Source organism: Pseudomonas sp. GW823-FHT02E01 (genome assembly GCF_058797535.1).
This window is the reverse complement of record NZ_JBXAJS010000006.1, coordinates 266,507-291,374: the sequence shown is the minus strand read 5'-3', so window position 1 is coordinate 291,374 and position 24,868 is coordinate 266,507. Positions and strand designations below refer to the sequence as shown.

The 24,868-nt window shown below is 60.4% G+C and carries 20 protein-coding genes; 14 read left to right on the top strand and 6 right to left on the bottom strand.

Features of this window, described 5'->3' with window-relative positions; translation table 11 throughout:
• Positions 1 to 171: 171 nt before the first annotated feature.
• Together tsf and rpsB are read right to left on the bottom strand one after the other, a co-directional pair.
• Positions 172 to 1,035: a translation elongation factor Ts gene (gene tsf / locus AC1RDQ_RS16865; protein ID WP_008052779.1), complete on the bottom strand. Its 864-nt coding sequence runs from the start codon at positions 1,033 to 1,035 to the stop codon at positions 172 to 174.
• Between the two features lie 189 nt (positions 1,036 to 1,224).
• A complete protein-coding gene (rpsB, locus tag AC1RDQ_RS16860; RefSeq protein ID WP_007978390.1) occupies positions 1,225 to 1,962 on the bottom strand; it encodes a 30S ribosomal protein S2 in 738 nt (245 codons plus the stop codon).
• A gap of 371 nt (positions 1,963 to 2,333) precedes the next feature.
• Between rpsB and map the strand changes: the two genes are divergently transcribed.
• From map to dapC, 3 genes are all read left to right on the top strand, one after another.
• Positions 2,334 to 3,116, top strand: a complete 783-nt coding sequence (map, locus tag AC1RDQ_RS16855) for a type I methionyl aminopeptidase (RefSeq protein ID WP_349733422.1) — start codon at positions 2,334 to 2,336, stop codon at positions 3,114 to 3,116.
• A 41-nt stretch (positions 3,117 to 3,157) separates the two neighbouring features.
• Positions 3,158 to 5,860 (top strand): [protein-PII] uridylyltransferase, encoded by a 2,703-nt coding sequence (locus AC1RDQ_RS16850; RefSeq protein WP_057716175.1) that lies wholly within the window; start codon positions 3,158 to 3,160, stop codon positions 5,858 to 5,860.
• Between the two features lie 158 nt (positions 5,861 to 6,018).
• Positions 6,019 to 7,218: a succinyldiaminopimelate transaminase gene (dapC, locus tag AC1RDQ_RS16845; RefSeq protein ID WP_223502392.1), complete on the top strand. Its 1,200-nt coding sequence runs from the start codon at positions 6,019 to 6,021 to the stop codon at positions 7,216 to 7,218.
• A gap of 21 nt (positions 7,219 to 7,239) precedes the next feature.
• Here dapC and AC1RDQ_RS16840 read toward each other — a convergent pair whose 3' ends face one another.
• Positions 7,240 to 8,871: a Na+/H+ antiporter gene (locus AC1RDQ_RS16840; protein ID WP_492587754.1), complete on the bottom strand. Its 1,632-nt coding sequence runs from the start codon at positions 8,869 to 8,871 to the stop codon at positions 7,240 to 7,242.
• Positions 8,872 to 9,188: 317 nt separating this feature from the next.
• On the opposite strand from AC1RDQ_RS16840, the gene AC1RDQ_RS16835 reads away from it, so the two are divergent.
• The 4 genes from AC1RDQ_RS16835 to AC1RDQ_RS16820 all read left to right on the top strand — a co-directional run bounded on the left by AC1RDQ_RS16835 (position 9,189) and on the right by AC1RDQ_RS16820 (position 12,372).
• Complete coding sequence (locus AC1RDQ_RS16835; RefSeq protein WP_057716177.1) at positions 9,189 to 9,551, top strand: ArsC family reductase; 363 nt, start codon at positions 9,189 to 9,191, stop codon at positions 9,549 to 9,551.
• 32 nt (positions 9,552 to 9,583) lie between these two features.
• Positions 9,584 to 10,618, top strand: coding sequence for a 2,3,4,5-tetrahydropyridine-2,6-dicarboxylate N-succinyltransferase (gene dapD / locus AC1RDQ_RS16830; protein WP_008019559.1), 1,035 nt, complete (start codon positions 9,584 to 9,586; stop codon positions 10,616 to 10,618).
• Between the two features lie 147 nt (positions 10,619 to 10,765).
• Positions 10,766 to 11,971 carry an aminotransferase class V-fold PLP-dependent enzyme gene (locus AC1RDQ_RS16825; protein WP_057716178.1) on the top strand — a complete coding sequence of 402 codons (1,206 nt, stop codon included), beginning with the start codon at positions 10,766 to 10,768 and terminating at the stop codon, positions 11,969 to 11,971.
• On the top strand, positions 11,968 to 12,372 hold the full coding sequence (locus AC1RDQ_RS16820) for a SufE family protein (protein ID WP_492587753.1): 405 nt from the start codon (positions 11,968 to 11,970) through the stop codon (positions 12,370 to 12,372). The genes AC1RDQ_RS16825 and AC1RDQ_RS16820 overlap by 4 nt, the downstream gene beginning before the upstream one ends.
• 117 nt (positions 12,373 to 12,489) lie before the next feature.
• Here the strand turns inward: AC1RDQ_RS16820 and tcdA are convergent, their stop codons facing one another.
• Positions 12,490 to 13,308 (bottom strand): tRNA cyclic N6-threonylcarbamoyladenosine(37) synthase TcdA, encoded by an 819-nt coding sequence (gene tcdA / locus AC1RDQ_RS16815; RefSeq protein ID WP_154861817.1) that lies wholly within the window; start codon positions 13,306 to 13,308, stop codon positions 12,490 to 12,492.
• 264 nt (positions 13,309 to 13,572) lie between these two features.
• Between tcdA and AC1RDQ_RS16810 the strand changes: the two genes are divergently transcribed.
• The 4 genes from AC1RDQ_RS16810 (at position 13,573) to AC1RDQ_RS16795 (ending at position 18,821) form a co-directional block, all read left to right on the top strand.
• Positions 13,573 to 16,164 (top strand): glycosyltransferase, encoded by a 2,592-nt coding sequence (locus AC1RDQ_RS16810; RefSeq protein ID WP_057716180.1) that lies wholly within the window; start codon positions 13,573 to 13,575, stop codon positions 16,162 to 16,164.
• 237 nt (positions 16,165 to 16,401) lie between these two features.
• Complete coding sequence (dapE, locus tag AC1RDQ_RS16805; protein WP_102669819.1) at positions 16,402 to 17,553, top strand: succinyl-diaminopimelate desuccinylase; 1,152 nt, start codon at positions 16,402 to 16,404, stop codon at positions 17,551 to 17,553.
• Positions 17,553 to 18,362 (top strand): putative RNA methyltransferase, encoded by an 810-nt coding sequence (locus AC1RDQ_RS16800; protein ID WP_492587752.1) that lies wholly within the window; start codon positions 17,553 to 17,555, stop codon positions 18,360 to 18,362. The genes dapE and AC1RDQ_RS16800 overlap by 1 nt, the downstream gene beginning before the upstream one ends.
• Before the next feature lie 81 nt (positions 18,363 to 18,443).
• A complete protein-coding gene (locus AC1RDQ_RS16795; protein ID WP_057716183.1) occupies positions 18,444 to 18,821 on the top strand; it encodes a hypothetical protein in 378 nt (125 codons plus the stop codon).
• A gap of 136 nt (positions 18,822 to 18,957) precedes the next feature.
• On the opposite strand, the gene AC1RDQ_RS16790 is transcribed toward AC1RDQ_RS16795, so the two are convergent.
• On the bottom strand, positions 18,958 to 19,167 hold the full coding sequence (locus AC1RDQ_RS16790; RefSeq protein ID WP_007954750.1) for a cold shock domain-containing protein: 210 nt from the start codon (positions 19,165 to 19,167) through the stop codon (positions 18,958 to 18,960).
• Positions 19,168 to 19,670: 503 nt separating this feature from the next.
• On the opposite strand from AC1RDQ_RS16790, the gene plsB reads away from it, so the two are divergent.
• Genes plsB through AC1RDQ_RS16775 form a run of 3 tightly spaced genes read left to right on the top strand, consistent with a single transcriptional unit; the run spans position 19,671 to position 23,339 of the window.
• Positions 19,671 to 22,163, top strand: a complete 2,493-nt coding sequence (gene plsB / locus AC1RDQ_RS16785) for a glycerol-3-phosphate 1-O-acyltransferase PlsB (protein ID WP_492587751.1) — start codon at positions 19,671 to 19,673, stop codon at positions 22,161 to 22,163.
• Positions 22,164 to 22,223: 60 nt separating this feature from the next.
• Positions 22,224 to 22,622, top strand: a complete 399-nt coding sequence (locus AC1RDQ_RS16780) for a YbaY family lipoprotein (RefSeq protein WP_057716185.1) — start codon at positions 22,224 to 22,226, stop codon at positions 22,620 to 22,622.
• Positions 22,623 to 22,649: 27 nt separating this feature from the next.
• Complete coding sequence (locus AC1RDQ_RS16775; protein ID WP_057716186.1) at positions 22,650 to 23,339, top strand: DUF4197 domain-containing protein; 690 nt, start codon at positions 22,650 to 22,652, stop codon at positions 23,337 to 23,339.
• A 45-nt stretch (positions 23,340 to 23,384) separates the two neighbouring features.
• On the opposite strand, the gene AC1RDQ_RS16770 is transcribed toward AC1RDQ_RS16775, so the two are convergent.
• Positions 23,385 to 24,731, bottom strand: a complete 1,347-nt coding sequence (locus AC1RDQ_RS16770; protein WP_492587750.1) for a Fic family protein — start codon at positions 24,729 to 24,731, stop codon at positions 23,385 to 23,387.
• Between the last annotated feature and the right edge of the window lie 137 nt (positions 24,732 to 24,868).

Genomic DNA, 24,868 nt, shown 5'->3' with positions numbered 1-24,868 from the left:
AGCTGTTTTACAGCTGACGCTCACTCTAGCTTGGCACTGCTTCAGCGCCATCGGAACATGGCTTTGTAAGCCAGTTCCAAAGGGAAACCAAATAAAAATTGATACCCCATCTGAAAAGAGGCTGCGCGCGTGAGCGGGCAGCCTCTTCTGGGCGACAGTTAAAAAACCGTCTTATTGCTTGGCGGCAGCCAGCTGGGCAGCAACTTCTTCTGCGAAGTTGTCCACTGGCTTCTCGATGCCTTCGCCTACTTTGAAGTAAGTGAAGGAAACGATTTCAGCGCCGGCTTTCTTGGCCAGGGCACCAACGGTGACTTCCGGGTTCATCACGAAAGCTTGCTCTACCAGGCTGGCTTCAGCCAGGAACTTGGTGATACGGCCGGCGATCATCTTCTCGACGATTTCAGCTGGCTTGCCTTTCATCTTGTCTTCGTTCAGGGTCAGGAAAACGCCCTTCTCGCGCTCGATGGCTTCTGGCGAAACCTGCGATGGCAGCAGGAACTCAGGGTTGCTTGCCGCCACGTGCATGGCGATCTCTTTGGCCAGCTGAACATCGCCGCCCTTGAGAACAACAGCAACACCGATCTTGTTACCGTGCAGGTAGGTGCCGACAACGTCGCCCTCTACGCGTACCAGGCGACGAATATTGACGTTCTCGCCTACTTTGGCGACCAGAGCTTCACGAGCCGATTCCTGAGCGGCGATCAGCGGAGCTGCGTCGGTCAGTTTTTCGTCGAAGGCTTTTTCTACGCAGGCAGCAACGAAGTTCTTGAAGTCGTCTTGCAGGGCCAGGAAGTCGGTCTGCGAGTTAACTTCCAGCAGCACGGCTGCCTTGTCGTCAGCCTTGATGGCGATAGCGCCTTCAGCGGCAACGTTGCCGGCTTTCTTGGCAGCCTTGATGGCGCCCGAAGCACGCATGTCATCAATGGCTTTCTCGATGTCGCCGCCAGCCTTGGTCAAGGCCTTTTTGCAGTCCATCATGCCTTCGCCAGTACGCTCGCGCAGTTCTTTGACCAACGCTGCAGTAATCTCTGCCATTTCAAAATCCTCTTGGATAGGTTTTCAACCATTCCACCCGATCGAACGGGCGATCAATTCTTCCCGAACCACCCTTGTTAGCTGCCGCACGTTACAGATAGAGCAGTGGGCGCCGACAAATGGTTTTCGAGGTGGCAAAAAGGGGGCCAAGCCCCCTTTTTGCTTACTGAGTCAACGCCAAGGCGTCAATTACTCAGCTGCTGCTACCGGAGCTTCTTCAACGAAAACTTCGGTGCCGCCGGCAACATTGTTGCGACCGCGGATGACAGCGTCAGCCATCGAACCCATGTACAGCTGGATAGCGCGGATTGCGTCATCGTTGCCTGGGATGATGTAGTCAACGCCTTCCGGGCTGCTGTTGGTATCGACTACGCCGATAACCGGGATGCCCAGCTTGTTGGCTTCGGTGATCGCGATGCGCTCGTGATCAACGTCGATAACGAACAGAGCGTCTGGCAGACCGCCCATGTCCTTGATACCACCCAGGGAACGATCCAGCTTTTCCAGGTCACGAGTGCGCATCAGCGCTTCTTTCTTGGTCAGCTTGGCGAAAGTACCGTCTTCGGCTTGTACTTCAAGGTCACGCAGACGCTTGATGGAAGCACGGATGGTCTTGAAGTTGGTCAGCATGCCGCCCAACCAGCGGTGATCGACGTACGGCGAACCGCAACGTGCTGCTTCTTCAGCAACGATCTTGCCAGCGGAACGCTTGGTGCCGACGAACAGAATCTTGTTTTTGCCCTGGGCCAGACGCTCTACGAAAGTCAGAGCTTCGTTGAACATTGGCAGGGTTTTTTCAAGGTTGATGATGTGGATCTTGTTACGCGCACCGAAAATGTACTTGCCCATTTTCGGGTTCCAGTAACGGGTCTGGTGACCGAAGTGCACACCGGCCTTCAGCATATCGCGCATGTTGACTTGGGACATGATAGTTCCTTAATAAGTCGGGTTTGGCCTCCACGTATCCCAATGACCAACCAGCAGCATCAGCTGAAGGCACCCAGGTCATCGTGTCGACACGTGTGTGGATTTAGGCTTCCCGGGACATCCCCGGAAAGCGGCGCATTTTATATCACAAGACAGGGCAAAACGGAACCCGGATTCTGAAATCCTGGCGAGCGTTTTGTTCCACCCCTTGGAATCCGCCAAGAATGCACCATTCTATAGAGAGAAGCGATGCACACAGCCGCAGATTTGCGCTGATCGTCTGGTAGAATCGTATTTTTCAGGGCCGCGAAGTTCGATCGCGCATTGCCCCTTCCGTCTAGAAAGCGCCGCCTGGCGCAGAGAGAGCCTGTATGACCGTCACCCTCAAAACCCCCGAGGATATCGCCAAAATGCGTATCGCCGGCAAACTGGCCGCCGATGTGCTGGAAATGATTGCCGAATACGTCAAGCCGGGCGTTACCACCGATCAACTGAACCAGATCTGCCACGACTACATCGTCAATGAGCAGAAAGCCATCCCTGCCCCGCTCAATTACAAGGGCTATCCAAAGTCGATCTGCACGTCGATCAACCATGTGGTCTGCCATGGCATTCCAAACGACAAGCCGCTCAAAGAAGGCGACACCCTGAACATCGACGTCACCGTCATCAAGGACGGTTTCCACGGTGATACCAGCCGGATGTTCCACGTCGGCAACGTACCGGTCTGGGCCGAGCGCCTGTCCCAGGTGACCCAGGAATGCATGTACAAGGCGATCGAGATCGTCAAACCTGGCTGCCGCCTGGGCGACATCGGCGAAATTATCCAGAAGCATGCGGAAAAGAACGGCTTCTCGGTGGTTCGCGAATTCTGCGGCCATGGTATCGGCAAGGTGTTCCACGAGGAGCCGCAGATCCTGCACTACGGCCGCGCCGGCACCGGCATGGAACTGAAGGCCGGCATGACCTTCACCATCGAGCCGATGATCAACCAGGGCCGCGCCGACACCAAGGTACTGGGCGACGGCTGGACCGCGATCACCAAGGACCGCAAGCTCTCGGCACAGTGGGAACACACCCTGCTGGTGACCGAAACCGGTTACGAGATCTTCACCCTGCGCAGTGATGACACCATCCCTCGCGTTTCGGCCTGATCCCGCTACCGTACATCGCCTATAGAAAGGAAAGCCAATCGATGCCGCAGGTGGATCCCGAACTCTTCGACCGCGGCCAGTTCCAGGCTGAACTGGCCCTGAAGGCAAGCCCGATCGCGGCCTTCAAGAAGGCGATCCGCCAGGCCCGCGAAGTGCTCGACACGCGTTTTCGCAATGGCCGGGACATTCGCCGGCTGATCGAGGATCGCGCCTGGTTCGTCGATAACATCCTGCAAAAGGCCTGGGAGCAGTTCAGCTGGAGCGAGGACGCCGACATCGCGCTGGTCGCGGTCGGCGGCTACGGCCGTGGCGAATTGCACCCTTATTCCGATATCGACTTGCTGATCCTTCTGGACAGCGCCGACCACGAGGTTTTCCGCGATTCCATCGAGCGTTTTCTGACGCTGTTGTGGGACATCGGCCTGGAGGTCGGCCAGAGCGTTCGCTCGGTCGACGAATGCGCCGTCGAGGCCCGCGCCGACCTGACGGTCGTCACCAACCTGATGGAAAGCCGCACCATCGCCGGCCCCGAGCGCTTGCGCCAGCGCATGCTGGACGTCACCAGCACCGGGCACATGTGGCCGAGCAAGGACTTCTTCCTGGCCAAGCATGCCGAACAAAAGGCTCGCCACCACAAGTACAACGACACCGAATACAACCTGGAACCCAACGTCAAAGGCTCACCCGGCGGCCTGCGGGATATCCAGACGATTCTGTGGGTGGCCCGTCGCGAGTACGGCACCCTGAACCTGCGGGCACTGGCAGGCGAAGGATTCCTGGTAGAGAGCGAAAACGCCCTGCTCGCCTCCTCCCAGGAGTTCCTGTGGAAGGTTCGCTATGCCCTGCACATGCTGGCCGGCCGCGCCGAAGACCGCCTGCTGTTCGATCACCAGCGCACCATTGCCGGGCTGTTGGGCTTCAAAGGCGACGACGCCAAGCAAGCCATCGAAAACTTCATGCAACAGTATTATCGGGTGGTCATGAGCATCGCCCAACTCAGCGACCTGATCATCCAGCACTTCGAGGAAGTCATCCTCGCACCGGAAGACGAAGCGCCACCGCAGCCGATCAACTCGCGTTTCCAGTTGCATGACGGCTACATCGAGGCACGCAACGACAACGTCTTTCGCCGCACGCCGTTCGCCATGCTCGAAATCTTCGTGCTGATGGCCCAGCAGCCCGAAATCAAGGGTGTGCGCGCCGACACCATTCGCCTGCTGCGGGAACACCGCCACCTGATCGACGACGACTTCCGCAACGATATTCGCAACACCAGCCTGTTTATCGAATTGTTCAAATGCAAGATCGGCATCCACCGCAACCTGCGGCGAATGAACCGTTACGGCATCCTTGGGCGTTATCTGCCCGAATTCGGCTTTATCGTCGGGCAGATGCAACACGACCTGTTCCACATCTATACGGTCGATGCCCACACCCTGAACCTGATCAAACACCTGCGTAAGTTGCAGTACACCCAGGTGTCGGAAAAATTCCCGCTGGCCAGCAAAGTCATGGGCAAGCTGCCCAAGCCCGAGCTGATCTACATGGCCGGCCTGTACCACGACATCGGCAAAGGCCGGCATGGCGATCACTCGGACATCGGTGCCGTGGATGCCGAGGCCTTTTGCCAGCGTCATCAACTGCCCACGTGGGACAGTCGCCTGATCGTGTGGCTGGTGCAAAACCACCTGGTGATGTCGACCACCGCCCAGCGCAAGGACTTGTCCGACCCGCAGGTGATCCACGATTTCGCCCAGATCGTTGGCGACGAAACCCGCCTCGACTACCTGTATGTGCTGACTGTCGCCGACATCAACGCCACCAACCCGACCCTGTGGAACTCCTGGCGCGCCAGCCTGCTGCGCCAGCTCTACACCGAGACCAAGCGCGCCTTGCGCCGTGGCCTGGAGAACCCGGTGGATCGCGAAGAGCAGATCCGCCAGACCCAGAGCGCCGCCCTGGATATCCTGGTGCGCGGCGGCACCGACCCGGACGATGTCGAGCAATTGTGGGCGCAGTTGGGTGATGACTATTTCCTGCGCCACACCGCCGGCGACGTGGCCTGGCACAGCGACGCGATACTCCAGCAACCGGCCGACGGCGGACCACTGGTGCTGATCAAGGAAACCACCCAGCGCGAGTTCGAAGGTGGCACGCAGATCTTCATCTATGCCCCGGACCAGCACGACTTCTTTGCCGTGACCGTGGCAACGATGGACCAGCTCAACCTGAACATTCACGACGCCCGGGTCATCACCTCCAGCAGCCAGTTCACCCTCGACACCTATATCGTGCTCGACACCGACGGCGACTCGATTGGCGATAATCCGGCGCGGGTCAAACAGATCCGCGAGGGTCTGACCGAAGCCCTGCGTAACCCGGACAACTACCCGACCATCATCCAGCGCCGGGTGCCACGTCAGCTCAAGCATTTCGCCTTTGCACCACAAGTGACGATCCACAACGACGCCCAACGCCCGGTGACGGTGCTGGAACTCACCGCGCCCGACCGCCCGGGCCTGCTGGCGCGGATCGGCACGATCTTCCTGGAGTTCGATCTGTCGTTGCAGAACGCCAAGATCGCCACCCTCGGCGAACGCGTGGAAGACGTGTTCTTCATCACCGACGCCAACAATCAGCCGTTGTCCGACCCGTTGCTGTGCAGCCGCCTGCAGGATGCGATCGTCGAACAACTGAGCGTCAACCAGGAACCTGATATCAAACTGTCGCGCATCAGCATCTGACTTAACAACGGCCCGCCTTTTGTAGGAGCGAGCTTGCTCGCGATGAACTCAAATACGCCGCGTTATTCTGGCAAGAACGCGTTATCGTTGACGACCATCGCGAGCAAGCTCGCTCCTACAGGGACCAGCGCCGCTCCAACACCGAACGAGATTTATCGATGAACAACGCTCTGTCCCAGCTCCAGCCCTACCCGTTCGAGAAACTCCGCGCTCTGCTCGGCAGCGTGACGCCCAATCCGGACAAGCGTCCGATCGCGCTGTCCATCGGCGAGCCGAAACACCGTTCGCCAAGCTTTGTCGCCGAGGCCCTGGCCAGCAATCTGGAAAAAATGGCCGTGTACCCGACCACACTCGGCATCCCGGAGCTGCGTGAAGCCATCGCGGCATGGTGCGAGCGTCGCTTCGATGTGCCCAAGGGCTGGATTGACCCGGCGCGCAACGTGCTGCCGGTCAACGGTACCCGCGAAGCGCTGTTCGCCTTCACCCAGACCGTGGTCAACCGTGGCGATGACGCGCTGGTGGTCAGCCCGAACCCCTTCTACCAGATCTACGAAGGCGCGGCGTTCCTCGCCGGGGCCAAGCCGCATTACCTGCCATGCCTGGACGAAAACGGCTTCAACCCGGATTTCGACGCCGTATCGCCGGACATCTGGAAACGCTGCCAGATCCTGTTCCTGTGCTCGCCTGGCAATCCGACCGGCGCCCTGATCCCGGTCGAGACCCTGAAAAAGCTGATCGCCCTGGCCGACGAATACGACTTCGTGATTGCCGCCGATGAGTGCTACAGCGAGCTGTACTTCGACGAACAAACGCCGCCACCAGGCCTGCTCAGCGCTTGCGCGGAACTGGGTCGCAAGGACTTCAAGCGTTGCGTGGTGTTCCACAGCCTGTCCAAGCGTTCGAACCTGCCAGGCCTGCGCTCGGGCTTTGTGGCCGGTGATGCCGACGTCCTCAAGGGCTTCCTGCTCTATCGCACCTACCATGGCTGTGCGATGCCGGTTCAAACCCAACTGGCCAGCGTTGCCGCGTGGAATGACGAAGTACACGTACGCGCCAACCGTGCGCTGTATCGCGAGAAGTTCGATGCGGTGCTGGAAATCCTCAGCCCGGTGCTGGACGTACAGCGTCCGGATGGCAGTTTCTACCTGTGGCCGAATGTCGCCGGTGACGACGCTGCGTTCTGCCGAGACCTGTTCGAGCAGGAGCACGTGACCGTGGTGCCAGGCTCTTACCTGTCGCGGGACGTCGATGGCGTCAATCCGGGGGCCGGGCGTGTGCGCATGGCGCTGGTTGCGCCGCTGGCAGAGTGTGTTGAAGCAGCCGAGCGGATTCGCGATTTCATCCAGCGCCGCAAATAACCCCCCCACGGGGGGCAGGTGTTACTTCACCTGACCGAGTTTGGCCTCACTCAAATCCAGTTCCCCCAACACCTCACGCAACACGTCATCACCAATCTGGTGATGACGACTGAGGCTGTACAACTCCAGGCGCTGCGCCCGCAGCGCCTTCAAGCGCAAACGCCGTTCCAGCAAGTCCATCTGAAACGCCAGGGCTTGCGCCTCAGCGGAGTCGTTGAACACCTCCAACTGATGTCGGTACTCGGACATGATCCGCGCCTTGAGTTCGACGGCCAGTGCGGACTGGGCGGCGTCCTGTGGATTGACCTCCTCTGTCTCAAGCGCATGAATGGCCGCCTCGGCGGTCTTGCGCCAAGCGTCGCGCACTTCGTTGCGCCGCTTGTCGTCCGGACTGGCTTCGATGCCACGCAACAACAGTGGCAGCGCGATGCAGGCCGCAATCAACGAAAGCAGAATCACCCCGGCGGCGATGAAAATCAGCAGATCGCGCTCGGGAAATGCGCTCCCGCCCATGAGCATCGGCACCGACATCACACCCGCCAGCGTCACGGCCCCGCGCACGCCGCCCACGGTCAGCAACCAACAGGATCGCGCCGTCGGCACCCGGGTCACGTCACCCTTGCCACGCAAGCGCCGCAGCAGTACCGACAATCGCCAGATGCTTTGCACCCAGACGAACCGCAAAGCCAGCAGCACCAGGAAAATCGCCACCACGTCGAGCCCGCGATACAACAACGTCGGCCATAGCGAAGTTTCGTGACTGGCCACCGCCTTGATGATGTCCGGCAACTGCAAACCCAACAGCAGGAAGATCAAACCGTTGAACGCGAACTCCAGCAGCGACCAGACACTTCGGTTGAGCAAGCGCGTGTTGGTCTGGCGCGGCAACAGGTCGAGCCAGCTCTGCATCATTCCCGCCGCCACCGCCGAGAGGATGCCCGACACTTCCATGCGCTCGGCCAGCACGTAGGCCGCAAACGGCAGCAGCAACATGAACACCACATGCGTCGCCGGATCATCCCAGCCCCGCTCGATCATCCACGCCCGCAGACGGCCGACCAGCCAACTCAAGGCCACCCCGACCGCCAGGCCACCGACAGCGACCAGCACGAACGTCAGGCTGGCATTGGCCAGCGAGAACACACCGGTCACCGCCGCCACCAGGGCAAACTTGAATGTCACCAGGCCCGAGGCGTCGTTCATCAGCGCCTCGCCCTGCAATATGTGCATCAAGGGCGTCGGCAGTCTGTTGCGGGAAATGGCCGACACCGCCACCGCATCCGTCGGTGACAGCACCGCTGCCAGGGCGAACGCCACCGGCAACGGCACACCGGGCAGCAACCAGTGAATGAAATACCCGGCGCCGACCACGGTGAACAGCACCAGCCCCACGGCCAGCGTCAGGATCGGGCCGCGCAAGTGCCAGAATTCGCGCTTGGGCATGCGCCAGCCGTCGGAGAACAACAGCGGCGGCAGGAACAGAAACAGGAACAGTTCGGGGTCGAGGGCCACGTGCAGGCCCAGGGTCGGCCAGGCGAGCAAAGCCCCAGCGGCAATCTGCACCAACGGCAACGGCAGCGGAACCACCCGTCCGATCAGGCGCGAAACGCCAACCAGCATCAACAGTATCAGGACGGTATAAGCGGTTTGCATAAAGCGTGGTTCCCGGACGATCAACAGCATTGAAGTGCCATATTAGCCGCTTAGACTGTCTACTGACCCTTGCACCAATGTCGCACGCCAGAACTACAACCCCCTGTAGGAGCGAGCTCGCTCGCGATGGTCGTTAACGATCACGCTGTATACCTGACACCCCGCGGCGTTCTCAGGTTCATCGCGAGCGAGCTCGCTCCTACAAAGGTTTTATGCCATGACTCAGAGACAAACCCGACCACAGCCGCCGCGAAACCGTCCGGCCATGGCATAATCCGTCACCTTTTATTTACGGCACCTGCAAAGGGGGCAATTCCTTGACCGTTTCAAGCAAAACGTTGCACCTTTTCGGCATCAAAGCCTGCGACACCATGAAAAAGGCGCGCACCTGGCTCGATGAACACGCTGTCAGCTATGACTTTCATGATTACAAGGCGGTCGGTATCGACCGTGAACACCTGACCCAATGGTGCAACGAGCACGGCTGGGAAGTGGTGTTGAACCGTGCAGGCACGACCTTTCGCAAGCTCGACGACGAACGCAAAGCCGATCTCGACCAGACGAAAGCCATCGAACTGATGCTCGCACAACCCTCGATGATCAAGCGCCCGGTGCTTGATCTCGGTGACCGAACCCTGATTGGCTTCAAGCCAGATATCTACGCGGCCGCGCTCACGTAAGCAGCCCGTTTCAATTTGCTAGAGGTATCAACATGTCTACTACCCTGTTCAGCCTGGCCTTTGGTGTCGGCACTCAAAACCGTCAAGGCGCATGGCTGGAAGTGTTCTACGCCCAGCCACTGCTCAACCCGTCCGCCGAACTGGTCGCCGCCATTGCGCCGATCCTCGGTTACAGCGAAGGCAACCAGGCCATCACCTTCACCACCGCGCAGGCCGCGCAACTGGCTGAAGCCGTGAAAGGCATCGACGCGGTACAAGGCAAACTGCTGACCCGCCTGGCCGAGAGCCACAAGCCGCTGGTTGCCACCTTGCTGGCCGAAGACGCCCAGTTGTCGTCCACCCCTGAGGCCTACCTCAAGCTGCACCTGCTGAGCCATCGCCTGGTCAAGCCACACGGCCTGAACCTGGCCGGGATCTTCCCGCTGCTGCCGAACGTGGCCTGGACCAGCCAGGGCGCTGTCGACCTGAGCGAACTGGCCGAACTGCAACTCGAAGCCCGCCTGCGCGGCGAGCTGCTGGAAGTGTTCTCGGTGGACAAGTTCCCGAAAATGACCGACTACGTGGTTCCGGCCGGCGTGCGTATCGCTGACGCTGCGCGCCTGCGTCTGGGTGCCTACGTGGGCGAAGGCACCACCGTGATGCACGAAGGTTTCATCAACTTCAACGCCGGCACCGAAGGCCCGGGCATGATCGAAGGCCGCGTATCCGCTGGCGTATTCGTCGGCAAGGGTTCGGACCTGGGCGGCGGCTGCTCGACCATGGGCACCCTGTCGGGCGGCGGCAACATCGTGATCAAGGTCGGCGAAGGCTGCCTGATCGGCGCCAACGCCGGTATCGGTATCCCGTTGGGCGACCGCAACACCGTCGAGTCGGGCCTGTACGTGACCGCTGGTACCAAAGTCGCGCTGCTGGACGAGAACAATCAACTGGTCAAAGTGGTCAAGGCCCGTGAACTGGCCGGCCAGCCGGACCTGCTGTTCCGTCGCAATTCGGAGACCGGTGCCGTGGAATGCAAAACCCACAAATCGGCCATCGAGCTGAACGAAGCGCTGCACGCTCACAACTAAGCCACACGACCACCCGCACCGCTGTAGGAGCGAGCTTGCTCGCGAAGGACGATTAGGCGACACGTGCTGTCTGGTGCACCGCGTTATCGTTGACGTCCATCGCGAGCAAGCTCGCTCCTACAGGGGGCAGGCGTACAGGCGAACAACATGATGATTCTCTCCCCCTGGCGTGCCGATTTTCCGGCCATCGCCGCCCTGCAACGGCAAGACCAGACCTATCTGGACAACGCCGCCACTACGCAAAAACCTCAAGCCCTGCTCGATGCCCTGGCGCACTACTACGCCAACGGCGCGGCCAACGTGCATCGGGCGCAGCATTTGCCCGGCGCCCACGCCACCCAGGCGTTCGAGGACAGCCGCCGCAAAGTCGCGCAATGGCTCAATACTGGCGATTGCGGGCAGATCATCTTTACCCACGGCGCGACGTCCGCGCTGAATCTCCTGGCCTATGGCCTGGAACATCTTTTCAATCCGGGCGACGAAATTGTCATCAGCGCCCTGGAGCATCACGCCAACCTGCTGCCCTGGCAGCAACTGGCGCACCGTCGCGACCTGAAACTGGTGATCCTGCCGCTGGATACCAACGGCGTGATCGACCTTGAAGCCGCCGCCGGTTTGATCGGTCCACGCACGCGTCTGTTGGCGGTCAGCCAGTTGTCCAACGTGATTGGCGCATGGCAGCCGCTGTCTGAATTGCTGGCACTGGCCAAGGCGCACAACGCCCTGACCGTGATCGACGGCGCCCAGGGCGTGGTCCATGGTCGCCACGACGTGCAGGCGCTGGGCTGTGATTTCTATGTGTTCTCCAGCCACAAGCTCTACGGCCCAGATGGCCTGGGTGTGCTGTTCGGGCGCAACACAGCACTGCAACAACTGCGTCCCTGGCAGTTCGGTGGTGAAATGGTGCTCGATGCCAATTATCACGACGCACGCTTTCGCCCGGCACCGCTGGGTTTCGAGGCCGGGACGCCGCCGATTGCCAGCGTGATCGGCCTGGGAGCGACCCTGGACTACCTCGCCGGGCTCGATCAGGACGCCGTGTCTGCCCATGAAGCCGCGTTGCATGCCTGTCTGCTCAAGGGCCTGGAGGCGCGCAACGGCATTCGCCTGCTGGGCAAGCCGCAAGTGGCGCTGGCCAGTTTCACCGTCGAGGGTGTGCATAACTCCGATCTCGCGCATTTGCTGACCGAACAAGGGATCGCGGTGCGTGCCGGCCACCACTGCGCGATGCCGCTGCTCAAACGCTTCGAACTGGCCGGAGCGATTCGGGTGTCGTTGGCGCTGTACAACGATTCCGAAGACCTGGAGCGGTTCTTTGAAGCCCTGGATCAGGCGCTGGAGCTATTGCGATGAACCTGCCTGCCGATGCCGTGACGGCACTCGATATCTTTCAGAAAGCGGTAGGCTGGGAACAACGCGCACGCCTGCTGATGCAATGGGGCGAGCGCCTGCCCGCGTTGAGCGACACGCAAATGTGCGACGCCAATCGGGTACACGGCTGTGAAAGCCAGGTGTGGCTGGTGGGCGAGTTGCGCGACGGTCATTGGCAGTTCAGCGCCAACAGTGATGCACGGTTGATTCGCGGGTTGGTGGCATTGCTGCTGGCGCGGGTCAACGGCTTGTCCGCGGCCGAGTTGCAGCAGGTGGATTTGCCGGACTGGTTCAATCAGCTGGGGTTGGGACGGCAGTTGTCTGAATCCCGCAGCAATGGCTTGAATGCGGTGCTTCAGCGGATGCGGGAGTTGGCCGGTTAATCGCCTTCGCGAGCAAGCCCGCTCCCACATTGGACTTCGGTCGTACACAAAAACTGTATTCACTGAAGATCAAATGTGGGAGCGAGCTTGCTCGCGATGAGGCCATCAGCAACAACCTCAGGCCTGCGACTTGACCCGCTCCGCTGGCCGCCGCACACCCGCGACAATCTTGTCCACAGCCTTGGTCGCCGCGACCATGCCAAACGTCGCCGTCACCATCATCACCGCACCAAACCCGCCGGCGCAGTCGAGCTTCACGCCATCACCGACAAAACTCTTCTGCAGGCAAATGCTGCCGTCCGGTTTCGGGTAGCGCAGTTGCTCGGTGGAAAACACGCACGGCACGCTGTAGTGACGGGTCACGGTGCGTGAGAAGCCGTAGTCGCGGCGCAGCGTGGAGCGCACCTTCGACGCCAATGGATCATTGAACGTGCGATTGAGGTCGCAGACCTGGATCAACGTCGGGTCAATCTGCCCGCCCGCGCCGCCGGTGGTGATTATCTGGATCTTGCGCCGCTTGCACCAGGCGATCAGCGCGGCCTTGGCATTGACGCTGTCGATGCAGTCGATCACGCAGTCGATGTTCGGCGTGATGTACTCGGCCATGGTGTCGCGGGTCACGAAGTCAGGCACCGCATGCACCGTGCAATCCGGGTTGATCCCGCGCAGACGCTCGGCCATCACCTCGACCTTGGGCTTGCCCACCGTGCTGTCCAGCGCGTGCAACTGGCGGTTGGCATTGCTGACGCAGACGTCATCGAGGTCGAACAGCGAAATTTCGCCAACACCACAACGGGCCATGGCTTCCGCCGCCCAGGAACCGACGCCACCGACGCCCACGATCGCCACATGGGCCGCTTTCAGGCGCTCAAGGCCTTCAATGCCATACAAGCGGGCGATGCCAGCAAACCGCGGATCTTCTGTACTCATGACCATTACCCCAAAAACCGGCGCGCATTATAGGGCCGTCGGCGCCCAAGAGCATCATTGCGCTATGAACGGGCAACATCCACGAAAAATACATCGAACAAAGATTCGTCCTACACGCTCTAAAGAAAGAACTTAAACCGACTTGGATTGCCCAATGTCCGGCAATTCCCTGTCCGCTGTACGACCAGAGAATGCCCGGTGTAGGATGCGCGCCCCTTGGCGACCGCCAACCGTTCCTTCGTTCCACAGTCTTTGGAACCCGAAATAACTATGTCATCGCGTAAATTTGGACTCAACCTGGTCGTGGTGCTCGCCATCGCAGCCTTGTTTACCGGCTTCTGGGCGCTGATCAACCGCCCGGTCACCGCCCCCAACTGGCCTGAACAGATCTCCGGCTTCTCGTACTCGCCATTCCAGCAGGGCCAGTTCCCGCAGAAAGACCAGTACCCGACCGACGATCAAATGCGTCGCGACCTGGAGATCATGAGCAAGCTGACGGACAACATCCGCATCTACTCGGTCGACGGCACGCTGCAGAACATCCCGAAACTGGCGGAAGAGTTCGGCTTGCGGGTGACCCTGGGGATCTGGATCAGCCCGGACCTGGAACGCAACGAACGGGAAATCACCCGTGCCATTGAAATCGCCAACTCCTCGCGCAGCGTGGTTCGTGTGGTGGTCGGCAACGAGGCCATTTACCGCAAGGAAATCACCGCCCAGGAACTCAGCGTCATGCTCGATCGCGTGCGTGCCGCCGTGAAAGTGCCGGTGACTACGTCCGAACAGTGGCACGTGTGGGAAGAACACCCGGAACTGGCCAAGCACGTCGACCTGATTGCCGCGCACGTCCTGCCTTACTGGGAATTCGTCCCGATGGACAAGGCCGGGCAGTTCGTCCTCGACCGCGCCCGCGACCTGAAAAAGATGTTCCCGAAAAAACCACTGCTGCTGTCCGAGGTGGGCTGGCCGAGCAACGGCCGCATGCGTGGTGGCGCCGACGCCTCCCCGGCGGACCAGGCGATTTATCTGCGAACCCTGGTCAACAAGCTCAACCGCCAGGGCTTCAACTACTTCGTGATCGAAGCGTTTGACCAGCCGTGGAAAGCCAGCGACGAAGGTTCCGTCGGCGCCTACTGGGGCGTGTTCAACGCCGCGCGCCAGCAGAAGTTCAACTTCGAAGGCCCGGTGGTGGCGATTCCGCAATGGCGCGTGTTGGCCATTGGTTCGGTGGTATTGGCGCTGTTGTCGCTGACCCTGCTGATGATCGACGGCTCGGCCCTGCGCCAGCGTGGCCGTACCTTCCTGACCTTCATTGCGTTCCTGTGTGGTTCGGTGCTGGTGTGGATCGGTTACGACTACAGCCAGCAATACAGCACCTGGTTCAGCCTGACGGTGGGCTTCTTGCTCGCCCTCGGTGCGCTCGGGGTGTTTATCGTGCTGCTGACCGAAGCCCATGAACTGGCCGAAGCGGTGTGGGTGCACAAGCGCCGGCGCGAGTTCCTGCCGGTGGAAGGCGACTCCAGCTACCGCCCGAAAGTGTCGATTCACGTGCCCTGCTACAACGAGCCGCCGGAGATGGTCAAACAGACCCTCAACGCCCTGGCCAACCTCGACTATCCGGACTTCGAAGTCCTGATCATCGACAACAACACCAAGGACCCGGCTGTCTGGGAACCGGTGCGCGATTATTGCGAAACCCTCGGCCCGCGCTTCAAGTTCTTCCACGTGGCACCACTGGCCGGCTTCAAGGGCGGTGCGCTGAACTACCTGATCCCGCACACCGCCAAGGACGCCGAAGTGATCGCGGTGATCGACTCCGATTACTGCGTGCACCCGAACTGGCTCAAGCACATGGTGCCGCACTTCGCCGACCCGAAAATCGCCGTGGTGCAGTCGCCGCAGGATTACCGCGACCAGAACGAAAGCACCTTCAAGAAGCTCTGCTACGCGGAATACAAAGGCTTCTTCCACATCGGCATGGTCACCCGCAACGACCGCGACGCGATCATCCAGCACGGCACCATGACCATGACCCGTCGCTCGGTGCTCGAAGAACTGGGCTGGGCCGACTGGTGCATCTGCGAAGACGCCGAACTGGGCCTGCGGGTATTCGAAAAAGGCCTGTCGGCAGCGTACTACCACACCAGCTACGGCAAGGGCCTGATGCCCGATACCTTCATCGACTTCAAGAAACAGCGTTTCCGCTGGGCCTACGGAGCGATCCAGATCATCAAGCGCCACACCGCCAGCCTGCTGCGCGGCAAGGACACCGAGCTGACCCGTGGCCAGCGCTACCACTTCCTCGCGGGCTGGTTGCCGTGGGTGGCGGACGGCATGAACATCTTCTTCACCGTTGGCGCGCTGTTGTGGTCGGCGGCAATGATCATCGTGCCGCAACGGGTCGATCCGCCGCTGCTGATCTTCGCAATCCCGCCATTGGCGCTGTTCGTGTTCAAGGTCGCCAAGATCATCTTCCTCTACCGTCGTGCGGTCGGGGTGAATCTGAAGGATGCCTTCTGCGCGGCACTGGCCGGTCTGGCGTTGTCCCATACCATCGCCAAAGCGGTGCTGTACGGCTTCTTCACCAGCAGCATTCCGTTCTTCCGTACGCCGAAGAATGCCGACAACCACGGCTTCTGGGTGGCGATTTCCGAAGCCCGGGAAGAGATGTTCATCATGCTGCTGCTGTGGAGCGCGGCCCTGGGGATCTACCTGGTGAACGGCATGCCGAGCAACGACATGCGCTTCTGGGTCACCATGCTGCTGGTGCAGTCGCTGCCGTACGTCGCGGCGCTGATCATGGCGTTCCTGTCGTCGCTGCCGAAACCGGCCGCCGAGCCTGAAACGGCACCTGTCGTCTAAATCTGCGCGGATGCACTAAACGGCGGCCAATGGTCGCCGTTTTGCTTTAAGATAAGCGCCATTTTGCGGGGCCTGGCGTGTCGGGGTTTACAGAACGAACCCGATACCTGTGGGAGCGAGCTTGCTCGCGATTGCGATGTAACAATCAAAGTTTATGTTGACTGACACAACGCCATCGCGAGCAAGCTCGCTCCCACATTTAGCCCGCGCCCACATTCATGATTTTCGGAGTTTTCCATGACGGCCCACGCCGACCTTTCGCCGACCCTCCAACTCGCCATCGACCTGATCCGCCGTCCGTCCGTGACGCCGATCGACGCCGATTGCCAGAAGCAGATGATGCAGCGCCTGGGCGATGCCGGTTTCACCCTGGAACCGATGCGCATCGAAGATGTGGATAACTTCTGGGCCACCCACGGCCAGGACGACGGTCCGGTGCTGTGCTTCGCCGGCCACACCGACGTGGTCCCGACCGGCCCGGTGGCGGCCTGGCAGATCGAACCGTTCAACGCGCTGATCGACGAACACGGCATGCTCTGCGGCCGTGGCGCCGCCGACATGAAAGGCAGCCTCGCCGCCATGACCGTCGCCTCCGAGCGTTTTGTCACCGACTACCCGAATCACAAGGGCAAAGTCGCCTTCCTGATCACCAGCGATGAAGAAGGCCCGGCGCACCACGGCACCAAGGCCGTGGTCGAACGCCTCGCCGCACGCAAGGAACGTCTGGACTGGTGCATCGTCGGCGAACCGTCGAGCACCACCCTGGTGGGTGACGTGGTCAAGAACGGTCGTCGCGGCTCCCTCGGCGCCAAGCTGACCGTGCGCGGTGTGCAAGGCCACGTGGCCTACCCGCACCTGGCCAAGAACCCGATCCACCTCGCCGCCCCGGCCCTGGCCGAACTGGCTGCCGAGCACTGGGACCACGGTAACGATTTCTTCCCGCCGACCAGTTTCCAGATCTCCAACGTCAACTCCGGCACCGGTGCGACCAACGTGATCCCGGGTGACCTGGTGGCGGTGTTCAACTTCCGTTTCTCCACCGAATCGACGGTCGAAGGCCTGCAAAAGCGCGTCGCCGACATCCTCGACAAGCATGGCCTGGACTGGCACATCGACTGGGCGCTGTCCGGCCTGCCGTTCCTCACCGAACCGGGCGCGCTGCTGGACGCCGTGTCGTCGAGCATCAAGGACATCACCGGCCGTGAAACCAAGGCGTCCACCAGTGGTGGCACCTCCGACGGTCGTTTCATCGCGACCATGGGCACCCAGGTGGTTGAACTGGGCCCGGTCAACGCGACCATCCACCAGGTCAACGAGCGCGTGCTGGCAGCCGACCTCGATGTGCTGACCGAGATCTACTACCAGACCCTGATCAAGTTGCTCGCCTGATGCTCGCGTGTCCGATCTGCAGTGAGCCGCTGAATGCGATGGACAACGGTGTGGTCTGCCCCGCCGGGCATCGGTTCGACCGTGCGCGTCAGGGTTATTTGAACCTGTTGCCGGTGCAGCACAAGAACAGTCGCGATCCTGGGGATAACCAGGCCATGGTCGAGGCTCGCCGCGACTTCCTCAATGCCGGGCACTACGCCCCGGTGGCCAAGCGCCTGGCGGAGCTGGCGGCTGGCTACGCACCGGCTCGCTGGGTCGATATCGGTTGTGGCGAGGGTTACTACACCGCGAAGATCGCCGAGGCCTTGCCGGATGCTGACGGCTACGCGCTGGACATCTCCCGCGAAGCGGTCAAGCGCGCCTGCAAGCGCAACCCGAAGCTCACTTGGTTGATCGCCAGCATGGCGCGGGTGCCATTGGCTTCCGGCAGTTGCCAGTTCCTGGCGAGCGTCTTCAGCCCGCTGGATTGGGAAGAAGCCAAACGCCTGCTCAGCGTCGGCGGGGGCTTGATGAAAGTCGGGCCGACCAGCGGCCACCTGATGGAACTGCGTGAGCGGCTGTACGACGAAGTCCGTGAATACACTGACGACAAGCACCTGGCCCTGGTGCCGGGAGGTATGGCGCTGGCCCACAGCGAAACCCTGGAATTCAAACTGACGCTGGAAAGCGGTCAGGACCGGGCGAACCTGCTGGCCATGACGCCCCACGGCTGGCGCGCCAGTGCCGAGCGCCGTGCTGCCGTTATCGAGCAGGCCGAGCCGTTCGAGGTCACCGTGTCGATGCGCTACGATTATTTCGTACTTCAATAACCTTAATTTTTGGTCTCGGGCAAATGCTCAAGACCGGCTAAATCCGCGAATGGATTTTTCAGACCCGCAGTGAGGACATCCATGCGCCAACCCGATATCGAGATTTACCTGAAAGACGCCGACGTCGACCACAAAGCCATTGCCGCCTGGCTCGGTGCGGCATTGGGTCCGTGCACCGATTGGGTCCAGAAGGGCCAGACCTACAAGTGCAAGGCTGGCAACGTGCCAGTGACCTGGCTGCCAAAAGCCGTCGGCAAATGGAACAGCTTGTATCTGGAAAGCGACCAGACCCCGTGGGACGACGACATCGCCTGCGCCCGCGCCGCGTTTGCCGCGCTCAACGTGGAAGTGCGTTGTGCACCGGGCACCTGGGTCGAGGAAGAAGGTGAAGAGACGGCGGACCGCTGGATTCGCATCAGCGCCGATGGTGAAGAAGAAATCACCTGGAAAACCGCGTAAAAACCTACACACCAAACCTGTGGGAGCGAGCTTGCTCGCGATGAGGCCCTTTCAGTCAACATCCATGTTGAATGTCAGACCGCTATCGCGAGCAAGCTCGCTCCCACAGTGTTTTTGGGCGTTCTGAAGATTCTGGTTACAGACCTACAACATCCTCAGCCTGCAACCCTTTCTGCCCTTCCACCACCGCATATTCAACCTGCTGGCCTTCGGTCAGCGAACGGTGGCCTTCACCGCGAATCGCGCGGTAATGCACGAACACGTCCACCCCGTCCTCGCGCTGAATGAAGCCGTAGCCCTTGGCGTCGTTGAACCACTTCACGTTGCCGGTTTCGCGTGTTGCCATTTGTTCATACTCCCTTTTTATTATTGGTCGGGCTTTTCGCAGGAAAGCCTCGGGAACGTCAGCCTGCGCATACCGGTCCCATGAGGGCAACGGCGACAGAGCGCCGAGTATATGACAGACGTTAAAACTCTCAACAAGAGTTTACTTTCGCGCTTTTTTGCCGATTTTCAGCGAATCCGGCACACTAGGGGGTCTTCTCAATTAGTTTCCGCGCCGCGCCGGGTCTGCTGTTTTGCAGGGCAAGGCGCGAGAAGCGTGGTTTGGTCATTCCAAATAAGCTTCGAGCAACGCAGCCCTGCAAAACAGCAGGCCCGGCCCTTCGGGTCGTGCCTTAAAGCGGGCCAGGCTGCGTTACAGGCCTTGGAAAGGGAACAACCATTCCCAGCGGCCTGCGCCTTGCCTGGCCCGCTTTAAGGCGACAACGCGGCGCGGAAACTAATTGAGAAGACCCCCTACGACCTCCCGAGCAAACGCTCGGTTTTATTCACTCACGCAGAAGCCGTATGACCCGCTCCCCGTTCCGCCGTCTTGTGTTTGGCACCCTGCGCCGACTGTTGTACCTCTGGGTTCGCTCCGAGACGATCAACCAGTCGTCGTTCACTCTCAACCTCGACCGCAGTCGTCCGGTGTTCTACGTCCTGCAAAACCCTTCGCTGACCGACCTCGCCGTGGTCGACACCGAATGCAGCAAGGCCGGCCTGCCACGCCCGGTACTGCCGGTATCGGTGGGCAACCTGCTGGAACCTGCTGCGTTCTTCTACCTGACGCCGGACCCGGACTGGCTCGGCCGCCAGGACAAGCGCGGAGCGCCGCCGACACTGACCCGCCTGGTCAGCGCCCTGAGCCAGAACGCCGCCGAAGATGCGCAGATCATCCCGGTCAGCGTGTTCTGGGGGCAGTCGCCGGACAGCGAAAACAGCCCATGGAAACTCCTGTTCGCCGACAGCTGGGCCGTTACCGGGCGTCTGCGTCGGTTACTGAGCGTCATTGTCCTGGGACGCAAGACCCGCGTGCAGTTCTCCGCGCCGATCCACCTGCGCGAACTGATCGAGCACGACAAGGGCCACGAGCGCACCGTGCGCATGGCCCAGCGCATCCTGCGGGTTCACTTTCGCAACCTGAAGGCTGCGGTAATCGGCCCGGACATTTCCCACCGCCGCAACCTGGTCAAAGGCCTGCTGAACCAGCCACAGGTCAAACAAGCGATCCTCGACGAAGCCGAGCGCGAGAACATCTCGCCGGAGAAAGCCAAAGCTCAAGCGCTACGCTACGGCAACGAAATCGCCTCGGACTACACCTACACTGCGATCCGTTTTATGGAAGTGGTGCTGAGCTGGTTCTGGAACAAGATCTACGACGGTATCAAGGTCAACCACATCGAAGGCGTGCAGAAGGTCGCCCAGGGTCACGAAGTGATCTACGTGCCGTGCCATCGCAGCCACATCGACTATCTTCTGCTGTCCTATCTATTGTTCCGCAACGGTCTGACCCCGCCGCACATTGCCGCGGGCATCAACCTGAACATGCCGGTGATCGGCGGCCTGCTGCGTCGCGGCGGTGCGTTCTTCATGCGCCGCACCTTCAAGGGCAACCCGCTGTACACCTCGGTGTTCAACGAATACCTGCATACCCTGTTCACCAAGGGTTTCCCGGTGGAGTATTTCGTCGAGGGTGGCCGTTCGCGCACCGGGCGCATGCTGCAGCCGAAAACAGGGATGCTGGCGATCACCCTGCGCAGTTTCCTGCGCTCATCGCGCATGCCCATCGTCTTCGTGCCGGTGTACATCGGCTATGAGCGTGTGCTGGAAGGCCGGACCTACCTCGGCGAACTGCGCGGTGCGGCCAAGAAGAAAGAGTCGATCTTTGATATTTTCAAAGTCATTGGCGCACTCAAGCAGCGCTTCGGCCAGGTGGCGGTGAACTTCGGTGAGCCGATCAAACTGGCGGAATTCCTCGACAGCGAACAGCCAGACTGGCGCCAACAGGAACTCGGCCCGCAGTTCAGACCCGCCTGGCTCAACGAAACCACCAACCGCCTCGGCGAGAAAGTCGCCCGGCATCTCAACGAAGCGGCGGCGATCAACCCGGTCAACCTGGTGGCACTGGCGCTGCTGTCGACCACCCGACTGGCGCTGGATGACCGGGCCATGGCGCGTGTGCTGGATCTGTACCTGGCGCTGCTACGCAAGGTCCCCTATTCGCCACACACCACCTTGCCGGAAGGCGATGGCCGGGCGTTGATCAAGCATGTGAAGGACATGGACCTGCTGTCCGAGCAAAGCGATGCCCTGGGCAAGATTCTCTATCTGGACGAACAAAACGCCGTCCTGATGACCTACTACCGCAACAACGTACTGCACATCTTCGCGCTGCCGGCGTTGCTGGCGAGCTTCTTCCAGAGCGCCTCGCGCATGAGTCGCGAACAGATCCTGCGCTACACCCGCGCGTTGTATCCCTACCTGCAAGCGGAGCTGTTCATTCGCTGGTCGCTGGACGAACTGGATGCGGTGATCGATCAATGGCTGGAGGCGTTCGTCGAGCAAGGCCTGCTGCGCTTCGAGAACGACGTGTACTTGCGCCCGGCGCCAAGCTCGCGGCATTTCGTGCTGCTGACCTTGCTGTCGAAAAGCATCGCCCAGACCTTGCAGCGTTTCTACATGACCGTGTCCCTGCTGCTCAACAGCGGCCAGAACAGCATCAGCGCCGAAGAACTGGAAGACCTGTGCACGGTCATGGCCCAACGCCTGTCGATCCTGCATGGCCTGAACGCCCCGGAATTCTTCGACAAGAGCCTGTTCCGCCACTTCATCCAGACCATGCTCGACCTTGACGTGCTCAAGCGTGATGAAGCGGGCAAGCTGAGCTATCACGAACTGCTCGGTGAACTGGCCGAAGGCGCGGCCAAGCGCGTATTGCCGGCGGAGATCCGTTTGTCTATCCGTCAGGTGGCGCTGCATCGCAGTGAAGATGCCGCCGACGCCGCCCCACCTTTGTAAACCGTCTAGATTGATCAGGGCGCCAGTCGGTTCTGGCGCCCTCGATACGGAGATTGACCGATGAAAAAACTGCCACTGATCGCAGCCGCCGTCCTGCTGACAGCCTGCCAGCACCCGACACCGGCGCCCAAGGCTTCCCTTGATGGAGAAGTCTTCTACCTGCAACGCATCGCCCTGCCACCGACGGCGGTCCTGAGCGTCAGCCTGCAGGACATTTCACTCGCCGATGCCCCGGCGAAGGTCATCGACGAACAGCGCGGCCAGATCAAAGGGCAGGTGCCGCTGGCCTTCCATCTCAGCTACGACCCGCTGAAGATAGAGCCCAACCACCGTTACTCGGTGAACGCGCGCATCGAAGTCGACGGCAAACTGATGTTCATCACCACCGAGAATCATGCCGTGCGCCTGGACGGCACCGATCCACAACCGCTGAAGGTCCGTGTCGACCCGGCCCGCTAAGTGTCTTTTTCGAAAAAGGAAGTTGCCATGTTCCGCCCTACCCTCCGCTTTGCCGGCCTGTGCGCAGGCTTGATGATCTGTGCCAACGCCCTGGCGCTGTCCCTCACTGACCTGTCGCAGAAAGACGCCACCGGCGGCCTCAAGGACGCCCTGACCCAAGGCGCACAACTGGCCGTCAAACAACTCGGCACCCCGGGTGGTTTCAGCAACAACCCCGATGTGAAAATCGAACTGCCGGGCAAGCTGGGCAAAGTCGCGAGCAAGATGAAACAGTTCGGCATGGGTGACCAGGTCGATGAGCTGGAAGCCAGCATGAACAAAGCGGCGGAAACCGCCGTGACCCAGGCCCAGCCAATCCTCGTCGATGCCGTGAAGAAAATGACCGTGGAAGATGCCAAGGGCATCCTCAGCGGCGGCAACGACTCGGCCACCCAATACCTGAACAAGACCAGCCGCGAACAGATCCGCGCCAAATTCCTGCCCATCGTCAAGCAAGCCACCGACAAGGTTGGCCTGGCCCAGCAGTACAACTCGTTCGCCGGACAAGCGGCGACAATGGGCGTAGTGGATGCGAAAAACGCCAACGTCGAAAACTACGTCACCGAGCAGGCGCTGAATGGCTTGTTCGAGATGATCGGCAAACAGGAAGAAACCATCCGCCAGAACCCGGCGGCTGCGGCGACCAGTTTGGCGAAGAAAGTGTTTGGCACGCTCTGAGCCGCTACACAAAACCTGTGGGAGCAGTCTTGCTCCCACAAAGGTTCAGGCCGCTGATACGGGTCTTAGAAAGAACACCCACTCGCGCCCCATCTTGCGTTTCTCGAACAACTTCAACGCGACCAGCCCATTTAGCGTGGCTGATGCCGTGTTGTAAGAGCAACCCAGATTTTCCTTCACATTGACCGCCGTGAACTCCTTGGCCATTCCGCTCCTGGCTACCTGAAACAATGCCCGCTGTTTCTCGGTGAGCTGGTCGAGAAAACCACTTTCACGCAACCAGCAATCAAATTGCTCAGCATCGTCCAGACTTTTCCGATACGTCCCGGTAAAACTGCCCACAGCTCGCAACACCACCGAACACTGGAAATCGATGAAGTACGTCAGATCCAGCTCATCCGCCTCGGTATTCAAATACGACCGCCCGTACTTCAACGGCGCATTGCGCAACAAAACACTGATGGCGATGTAGCGAAACGCCGAGTAGTCATTTTTGAACATGAACCAGTAAAACAACGCACGCGCTACCCGACCGTTGCCGTCGCGAAAAGGATGCTCGTAACCCAAGACAAAATGCAGCGCGATTGCTTTGATCAATGGATGAAGGTAATCCGCTTGATGAGTGTTGTTGTGGGGTTGATTGATCCACTGCGCCAGCCCCTGCAAACGTGACACGAGCCCTGTTGCAGGCGGTGGCGAATGCACGGTGTTGCCCTCGCCATCCTGGACTACGACGTCATCGTTGGTCCTGAATGCTCCAGGCGAGTACTGCGAATCGTCGATACCCTCGACGCCAACTCGATGCATGGCTGCGATCAGCTCAACGCTCAGTGGCTCGTAACGCTGCTCCCAGGCGAAGTTCATCATCTTGAAGTTACCGATGACCATTCGTTCATCCGGTGTGCGCGGCGAACGATGGCGCTTGAGCATGTCCTTGGCCACCCGCGTCGTGGTGGCCGCACCTTCGAGCTGGCTGCTGCTGATGGCCTCGTCTTCGATCAGATCATTGAGCAAATAGCTGAAATGAGCGCGCTCGCCAATCTGGCCGGTCATGTATTCCAGCACTGCGGTTGTCGCCTGACGATCCACTACGGAAATCGCTTTTTGCGCCTGCGGCGTCAGCATGAACTTCAGCCAGCACGCCGGTTCACCCAATGGCAAAAGGCTCGAATACTGTGCAGTCCGCGCTTTCTTGACCAAGGCCCAGCACAGGTTCGAATCCAGCCCGGGCGCCCAGCGATAGCGCAATGAATCGAACGGCAGGTAACGCCCCTGATCGTCCAGGGGCTTGAGCAAGGCGAGGTACTCCGAAAGGCGTTCCTTGTGGGGCGATCGCAACAGCCGATCAAACACCGGATCGGACCGGCCCCTCAATGTGGGTGGATTTTTCATGGCGCTGTCTCAAACATGCGTGAAACGGGGTTCTGAGTACAACACCTGAGTTTTTCAGCCTCAATATCAGACGGGTCCGAGATAGATGTAGGAACAATGAAGGCCCGTTGGTTGGTACAGGTTCAGCGGGCTTCTTC